Raw genomic sequence first — 7,382 nt, 5'->3', positions numbered from 1 at the left:
CCGGCCCGGGGGGATCAGCCCGCACCCGGCACGCTCACGAATCGGGGGCCAGCGTAACCGGTGAACGCCTGCTACGTCTGCGCCGTTCCGCCGCCCGCCGGGCGTTGCCCTGCGCCCGCTCCGCCCGATGCCGTTTCTTCCGCTTCAACGCCTCCATGAATCGGGCGTCCTCCCGCAGCCACTTCGCCCCCCGCGGGTCCAGCCCGCAGCCGGCGAACGCCCGCTCGTCGGCGTGGGCTTCCTGCACGCTGCGATACGTCAGGTCGTGACAATGCCGGCAGCCGAACAGCTTGCTCCGCAGATACAGCTTGCCGACCCGTCGTTCGCAGGGGACGCCGGCGACGATCAGCGGGCAGCGGAACCACGGCCGCCGGCCGCCGTAGTGCGGCGTCGTGTACAGCAGCCGCACCGGAAGCGTCACCGGCTCGCCGTTGCGGGCGTAGGACAGCGTGAACAGGTCGCCGGTCGTCCGGTAGCCGACCGTTCCCCGCCGCTCCCCGGTGGCGCTGCTGGTCCACCACAGCGACCCGACCATGCCGTCGATCAGCACGCCGGTGCGGTTGAGGTAGTTCACGTCCAGGTCCAGGCAGTCCTCCGCCGCCGTCTTCGCGTCGTACCGATGCCAGTCCCCGCGGGCCACGGCCGTCTCCCGAGTGTGCGCGTCTTGCCAAAATCAATAGGCGGGGCGACGCGAACGCCGCGCCGCCCCCTATTTTAGCAGCGTCGGACAACGCGGGACGCCGCACGTCTGACTGCGGGCCGGGAACGGCCGGCGGTCAGTGAAAGTCCCGGCTTCGCAGCCGCCCGCCGGCGGGAGCGGTCCGCAGCACGTCCCGCAGGTCGGCGAGGCGGCTCGCCACGAGGTGCAGCGTCTTCCGGCTGTCGTCCCGCTGCACGGCGCCCGTGACCAGCAACGCCGCGGCGGTGCGGGCGGGGCGGTGGTATTTCTCCCAGATCGTCGGCCAGAGGACGAGGTTCGCCTCGCCGGTCTCGTCTTCGATCGTGACGAACGTCACGCCTTTCGCCGAGCCGGGCCGCTGCCGCATGAGCACCAGTCCGGCCACGGTCGCGGCCGCCCCGTCCTTCAGTCCGGCGAGCCGGCGGCAGGGCAGCACGCGGCGTTCGTCCAGTCGGCCGCGGACGGCGGCCAGCGGGTGCCCGTTCAGGCTCATGCCGGAGCGTGCGTAGTCTTCCATGACCGTTTCGTGCGGGGTAAGGGTCGGCAGGGGGGGCGTGGGGTCGTGCGGCTCGGCGGTCCCCGCGGTGGCGTCCGGGAGCGGAGCGGCCCGGCGGTCCGGCAGGGCGTGCCAGCGGGCTTGGCGGCGGTCCAGCCCCAGCGCCGCGAACGCCCCGGCCCCGGCGAGCCGATCGCAGGCCGTCCGCGGCAGCCCGGCTCGGCGGGCGCAGTCCGCGACGGAGACGAACGGCCCGCCGGCCGCTCTCGCCGCCGAAACCGCTTCGGCGTGAACCTCTCGCAGCCCGGCGATCTGCCGCAGGCCCAACCGCAGGGCCGGGCGGGCCGGCAGCGGGGCGCCGCCGGCGTGGCCCTCCGCGTCGGGGGCTTCCAGCGTGCAGTCCCAGTCGGAGGCGTTCACGCAAACCGGCCGCACGATCACCCCCTGCCGCCGGGCTTCCTTCACCAGTTGGGCCGGTTGATAAAAGCCCATCGGCTGGCTGTTCAGGACCGACGCGAAGAACGCCGCCGGGTGCCGGCACTTCAGGTAGCAGGAGACGATGACGAGACAGGCGAAGGACGCCGCGTGGCTCTCGGGGAAGCCGTACTCGCCGAACCCCTGAATCTGCGAGAACAGCCGGTCGGCGAAGTCGCCGTCGTAGCCGTTCGCCCGCAGACCGTTTTTCAGCTTCTGCTCGAAATCGCCGATGTCCCGGCCGCTCTTCCGCCAGCCGGCCAGCGCCCGCCGAAGTTGGTCGGCCTCGCCGGGGGTGAAGCCGGCGGCGACCTCGGCGAGCTTCATGCACTGTTCCTGAAAGATCGGCACCCCCAGCGTGCGTTCCAGCACGGCCTTGACCCGGTCGTCCGGGTAGGTGACCGGTTCCTCGCCCCGCCGGCGGCGGATGAATGGGTGCACCATCCCGCCTTGGATCGGCCCCGGACGAATTAGGGCGACTTCGATGACGAGGTCGTAATACTTCGCCGGCCGGGTGCGGGGCAGCGTGGCCCGCTGGGCTCTAGATTCGACCTGAAAGACCCCCACCGTCTCCGCCCGGCGGATCATGCGGTAGGTCGCCGGGTCGTCGGTCGGCACGTCGGCGAGGTCCAGCGTCGACCCGCGGCCGGCGGTTCCCTTCGCCGACCGCCGTAGTTCCGGAGCGAGCCGGTGGGCGTCCAGCAGGCGGAACGCCTTGCGGATCGCGGTCAGCATCCCGAGGGCCAGCACGTCGACCTTCAGGAGCCCCAACGCTTCCAGATCGTCCTTGTCCCATTGGACGACGGTGCGGTCGACCATGCTGGCGTTCTCGACCGGAACCAGTTCGTCCAACCGTCCGCGGGTGACCACCATCCCGCCGCTGTGCTGCGACAGGTGACGCGGGAAGCCGAGCAGTTGACGAACGAGAACGATCAATTGCTTGGCGATCCGCGCGTCCGGGTCGAACCCCGCCTCGCGGAAGCGTTCTTTGAGTTTGTCGCCGGTGCCTTCCTCCCCGTAGCGGCCGATCGACTTCGCCAGAGCGTCAATCCGGTCCAGCGACAGGCCCAGCGCCTTGCCCACGTCCCGGATTGCCGACCGCGGGCGGTAAGTAATCACCGTCGCCGCAATGCCCGCCCGGTCGCGGCCGTATTTGCGGTAGAGGTACTGGATCACCTCCTCCCGCCGTTCGTGTTCAAAGTCGATGTCGATGTCGGGCGGTTCGTTCCGCTCCGCCGACAGGAACCGCTCGAAGAACAGGTGATGCTCCGCCGGGTCGACGGCGGTGACGCCCAGGCAATAGCAAACGGCACTGTTCGCGGCACTCCCGCGGCCTTGGCAGAGGATGCCGCGGCCGCGGGCGAACTTGACGATGTCGAACACCGTCAGGAAATACGCCGCGTAGTTCAGCTTCTCGATCAGCCAGAGTTCGTGGCCCAGCGCCGTTTTCACGGCGTCCGGCACCCCGTTCGGGTAGCGCTTGGCGGCGCCGGCCCACGTCAGCCGCGAGAGGTAGCCGACGGGCGTTTCGCCGGACGGGACGATCTCGTCCGGGTACTCGTATCGCAGTTCGTCCAGGCTGAACCGGCAGCGGTCAGCGACTTCGAGGGTGCGGTCGAGCAGGTCGCCTCGGCCGTGGAAGGTGCGGAGCAGGTCGCCGCGGGTTTTCAGGTGTCGCTCGCCGTTGGCGGCCAGTTCGGCGGCGAGTTGCGACACCGGCCGTCCCAGCCGCGTCGCCGTCAGCACGTCGTGCAGATACCGCCGGCCGGGTTCGTGATACCGCGGCCCGACCGACGCGACGGGAGGCGCCCCGGCGGCCTTCGCGGCGGCCAGTTGCACCGACAGCGCCCTCCGGTCCTCCGGCCCGCGGGTCAGTTCGACCAGACCCCAGCACCGGCCGGCGAACGTCTCTCGCACCGCGGCCGTCGCGGCAGGATCGGCCCCCGGCAGCGACACGCCGCATAGCAGCCCGGCGGCGTGGTCGGCGAGGTCGTCCCTTCGCAGGTCGCACTCCCCCTTCGGCGCCCGCCGACGGCCGACGGTCAGTAGCTTCGACAGGTTCGCATACCCGGCCCGGCTCTCCGCCAGCAGCACGCAGGGCGGGGCGTCGCGGCACCGGACCTCCGCCCCCACCAGCAGCTTCAAGCCGGCCGCCTTCGCGGCGACGTGGGCGCGGACCACCCCGGCCAGCGTATTTACGTCGGTTACGGCGAGGGCGGCGTAGCGGAACGCGGCCGCGGTCCCAACCAGTTCGTCCGGGTGGCTGGCGCCTTCGAGGAACGTGAAGTTCGACCGGCACCGCAGTTCCGCGAAGTTGGCCGGTTCAATCCGTTCCGGTTCGCCGTCGCCGAGAGGCGACGCGCCGGAGGGCTGCCGCGACGCCTGGGCCGGGTACAGCGTCCCCGACGGCGGCGTCAGCCCGGCTTTCGTGAACTTCACGACGCCCTTCCGCGGCGGGTTCGTCCGCAGACGTGACGGCGGGTGCGACGGGTCCGGCACGGCACTTCCTCCGTTACGCGAACAGGCCGTGCAGGAACCATTTGCCGGTCCGCAGATCGCGGAACAGCCAAATCCGTTCGCCGCTCTCCGTTTCCGCCCGCCAATAGTCCCGCCGCACGTCGGGTCCGTCCCACCACCCGCTCTCGATTCGCTCCGGCCCCCACACGGCGGGCAGGTCGATCTTGCCGCGGCCCCGCCGCGTTAGCCGGAAGGGGGGGCCGTCCGGGACCAGCGACAACACCCGCACCGGCTCCGGCGGGTCCAGCAGCGTCGCCGGCCGTGTGCCGGGCAGCCATTCGGACGGGACGGGGTAATCCGCGAGTCCCGCCGTCAGCGCAGGGACGAGTCGAAACGACCGCTCCGGTAGCGGATCGCCGGTCGGTTCGGCGACGCAGACGCGGTCCGCCCCCAGTCGGCCGGAGAGCGTTTCGATCAGGTCGGCGAGTTCCCCTTCGCCCTCGCCGCCGTCGCCGAACAGCGTCCCCCGGGAGACCCGCAACCGCTCGTGGGCCGTAACTGTCAGCACGACGCGTCGCGGCGGGGGTAGTTTGTGACGGTCCAGTCGGAGCGTGAGCAGCTTCGACAGCCTCCCCGCCTCCGCCGTCGGCCGGGCCGTCGCCAGCGGGACGGTGACCTCCGGGCCGCGACCGTCGGGTGTGAAGACGAACGTCGCCTCCCGCACGCCCCGTCCGACCGGTAGACGGGCGAGGGCGTCGGCGAGCAGCCGGTCGCACACCCGCCCGACGGCGTCCCGGGCGGCCGGGGCGTGTTCTCCCTCCCACGTCGCGACGACCGGGGCCGGCGGGCGGACCGGTTCGACAGGCTCGGCGCCGCCGCCGAAGAACTGATCCAGCCGCTCTGCGACGGCCGGGCCAAACCGGCTGGGCAGCGACGCCCGCGGCAGCGCCCGCACCCCGCCGACGGTCGTCACCCCCAACTCCCGCAGCGTCCGCAACAGCTTCGCCGGCAGCCGCAACGCAGCGGCGGGCAGGGTGAGCAGGCGTCCGTCATCCTCGTTCTCGCCGAGCACGGCCGCCCGGTCCGGGCCGAACCGGGCCAGCCCCCACGCCGCCCCGGCGCAACCCGCCGTCGCCGCCCGGGCGGCCAGCCCTTCGCCCCTCGCCAGTCGGACGGCGAACCGCGTCAGCGCCCGCTCGCCGTTGAATAGGTGCCCGCAGCCGGTCACGTCCGCGGCCAGCCCGCAGGGTTCGTCGTCCTCCCCGGCGTCGGCGAGACCCACCCGCGGGGAGAGCCGCCGGGAGAACAGATCCGCGAGGTCCGCCAGCGCCGCCCGGTCGGCGGCCGGGTCGTGTTCCTCGCATAAGGCGTCGGGGACGCACAGCGGGACTTCCGCCAGCGGCGTGCCGACCCGCACCCCGGCCCGCCGGCAGGCCCGGCAGCACGCCGCCACCTCTTTGCCGCGTCGACCGGACCGGTACAGGACCAGCGGGGGGCGGGACGATCCGTCAGCCGGCACGGGTGAACTCCCGACTTCGGCTCCGTCGGCCGCGGCGTCGCGGCGGACCCGCTGCACCGGCCAGTCCGGCAGCCACAGGCACAAGACGCGCGTCATCAGTCAGTTCCAAGATCGAATCGTCAGAATCGCCCGTCCAAACGGCCCCCCGCCGCCGCAGCGTGCGGACCCGCCAGCGGGGGCGGAGCGTGTCGCAGTTCCGCACGCCGGGGCCGGGAACCGGGGAGACCTCCAGCCGCACGTCCGCCCAGCAGGCCTCCCGGCTTGCCGCTGCCGGCCGCATCAGCACGCCGACCCCGCCCCCGGCCTCCGCGGCCAACGCCAACCGACGGGCCGCGACCGGGTCGACCCCCGCCGGCAGGGACGCGACCGTCGCCGCCAGCCCGGGGCACCGCAGGCACCGCTCGATCACCCACAGCCGTTCCCGGTCGGACTCGGGGCGGATCAGCAACACGCGGCCGGCTCCCAGGCTCGCCCAAGCCGGTGGGAAGCCGAAGGACCCGCCCCCGGCGACCGCCGCGGTCCGGCCGGCATATTCTGCCGCGAGCGTCCAGGCCGCGGCCCACGGGAGCGATCCGCTGCCGCCGGCCGGTGTCAGTTCAACCAGCCGCGCAGATTCGCCCAGCAACTCTGCCCACGCCCCGCCGTCACGCCGACGGCCGACCCGCTGACGGCGTGCAGGGGGAGCGACCGCTTCGAGTTCCCGCACTCGCTCTCGCAACGCCCGCACACGAGGATCGCTTTGCCGATCCCGCCGCGGGTCCTCAGCGACGGACCCGCAACCGGTAGGGGAGGAAAATGGAATGAGGTACGGCATGATGTGGACACCCGTGCACGCGAGACCATACCCGCCCGTTTTCACATGTCCACTTGGTCAGTATCCGAATCCCGTCCATTCGGGGTTCAACTCTTCCCGCTGACTCGACTGTCGCGGACACGCTGCTGCTGGCCCGCAGCGAAACCGCGGCCGTCTTGCCAAAATCATTAGGCAGGGCGACGCATGAATCCCGTCCGCCTCGACGCTTATCGGGCGAAACGGCCCCGCTCTCCGGCAGCGTTGACCGCCTGAAACCGTCAGCCGACGACCTTCAGCAGGTCGCGGATCGCCCGGTCCGGGTCGGCCGGCTCCTTCGCCCGCGGTCCGGCGCCGCCGTCCGGGGCGGTCCCCGCGACCGTCAGCCGGTCCGCCGTCGTCGCCGAACTGTGCAGGCCCAGCAGCCGGTCGATGCGATCCCGGTACGTCGCCGCCCGCCGCTCGGCGTCCCGCACCCGCTTGGCGAGGCGGTCCGCGTCCCGGCCTGCCGCCCCGTCCCCGTCGGCGAGGCCCGCCCGCCCGGCGTCGCGTTCCTCCATCGCATCCCGCAGCAGCCCCCGCCAGAACGTCAGGGCGTCGGCGAGCGCGTCCGCCGGGGCCTTACCGACCAGTTCCCGGTTCCGTCGGCCCGCCCGGTCCAGATAGCGACGAACGGTCCGGCGGGTGAGGTTCCACTCGTCCGCCAGTTCCCGTGTCAGTTCCCCGCGGGAGAATCCCAACGCCAGCCGGTCCCGGGCCTGTTCGATGCGATCCTCGACCGCCTGCCGAGGGCCGCGGGGGGCGTCGTTCGTCTCCCGGTCCGGGCAGTCGGCGGTCGGCATGGCGGCGTTAGCAGCGGGGGCGAGGCACAGGGCATTCTAGGCCCGTCCCGCGGCGTCTGACGCTACGCCCGCAGGTCCACGGCCGCAGGCAGGCGTTAGCAAGATCGTTAGCAACGCCGGCCGCC

5 protein-coding genes are annotated in these 7,382 nt (G+C 72.5%); all 5 read right to left on the bottom strand.

What is annotated here, in order from left to right; translation table 11 throughout:
• Positions 1-34: 34 nt before the first annotated feature.
• Complete coding sequence (locus ACG2DA_RS05680) at positions 35-640, bottom strand: hypothetical protein (protein ID WP_395254508.1); 606 nt, start codon at positions 638-640, stop codon at positions 35-37.
• Positions 641-776: 136 nt separating this feature from the next.
• Positions 777-4,088 carry an error-prone DNA polymerase gene (locus ACG2DA_RS05675; protein ID WP_395254507.1) on the bottom strand — a complete coding sequence of 1,104 codons (3,312 nt, stop codon included), beginning with the start codon at positions 4,086-4,088 and terminating at the stop codon, positions 777-779.
• A 73-nt stretch (positions 4,089-4,161) separates the two neighbouring features.
• Positions 4,162-5,721: a hypothetical protein gene (locus ACG2DA_RS05670; protein ID WP_395254506.1), complete on the bottom strand. Its 1,560-nt coding sequence runs from the start codon at positions 5,719-5,721 to the stop codon at positions 4,162-4,164.
• Positions 5,615-6,076: a hypothetical protein gene (locus ACG2DA_RS05665; RefSeq protein WP_395254505.1), complete on the bottom strand. Its 462-nt coding sequence runs from the start codon at positions 6,074-6,076 to the stop codon at positions 5,615-5,617. The genes ACG2DA_RS05670 and ACG2DA_RS05665 overlap by 107 nt, the downstream gene beginning before the upstream one ends.
• A gap of 620 nt (positions 6,077-6,696) precedes the next feature.
• Positions 6,697-7,257: a hypothetical protein gene (locus ACG2DA_RS05660; RefSeq protein WP_395254504.1), complete on the bottom strand. Its 561-nt coding sequence runs from the start codon at positions 7,255-7,257 to the stop codon at positions 6,697-6,699.
• Positions 7,258-7,382: the final 125 nt, after the last annotated feature.

Origin of the sequence: Alienimonas sp. DA493, from assembly GCF_043951915.1 — a bacterium.
Classification (GTDB): Bacteria; Planctomycetota; Planctomycetia; order Planctomycetales; family Planctomycetaceae; genus Alienimonas.
The sequence above is the reverse complement of the archived record's forward strand: the minus strand, read 5'-3'. Positions and strand labels throughout refer to the sequence as shown.

Coding starts and splice junctions, on each gene's coding strand:
- ACG2DA_RS05670 (WP_395254506.1), bottom strand. CDS start 5,721: ATGACGCGCGTCTTGTGCCTGTGGCTGCCGGACTGGCCGGTGCAGCGG.
- ACG2DA_RS05660 (WP_395254504.1), bottom strand. CDS start 7,257: ATGCCGACCGCCGACTGCCCGGACCGGGAGACGAACGACGCCCCCCGC.